Annotated in this window: 1 protein-coding gene; it reads left to right on the top strand. The window is 56.7% G+C overall.

Annotated features, from left to right (window positions below):
- Window positions 1-278 precede the first annotated feature (278 nt).
- Window positions 279-554, top strand: a 276-nt coding sequence (locus ACT6R0_RS18645; protein ID WP_444667458.1) for a hypothetical protein, incomplete at its 3' end; no start/stop codon positions are given.

The following is a 554-nucleotide window of genomic DNA, read 5'->3' as shown; positions in this document are numbered from 1 at the left end:
CATATAAGCACCTCAATTGGGTCACTCTGGCACGGGGGGTGACATAGCTCTACACTGCTTTGCTGTGCCTGTGGTCATGTGCTGTGGCTGTGGTCGCGTGCTAGGGCTGTGGTCACGTGCTGTGCCTGCGGTCGTGTGTTGTGCCTGTGATCGTGTTATGTGCCTGTGGTCCGGCTCAGGCTGGCTGCAATTCAGGCAGCAATGCAGGCTGGCTGCAAGTTGTTGAGGCCGCCTGCCTTACCTGGAGCAGGTTGCTAGTTTTCACATCCAATTTGCCAGTGAGCAAGGCCGAGCAGCCATACCCGGCTGACGGTCAACACGGTGTAAGATCATCATCATCATCATCATCATCATCATCATCATCATCATCATCATCATCATCATCACCATCAGACCTGCTTCCTTGCCTTCAGGCGTTGTTACTGGTGGAGGATGTGGAGTTGGTGCTAGCACTTGCCTTGGCGGCTGTGCAGCTCAGTGGCAGGGCTGGGGAGCGCGCAGGGAGCAGCCGCACCGCTGGCCAGAAGCGAGGAAGGAACGTCACAGTCGAGGCA

The sequence above is a fragment of the Flavobacterium sp. genome, from assembly GCF_052437795.1.
In the GTDB taxonomy this organism is placed as follows: domain Bacteria; phylum Bacteroidota; class Bacteroidia; order Flavobacteriales; family Flavobacteriaceae; genus Flavobacterium.
This window is presented reverse-complemented; position numbering and strand designations above follow the sequence as displayed.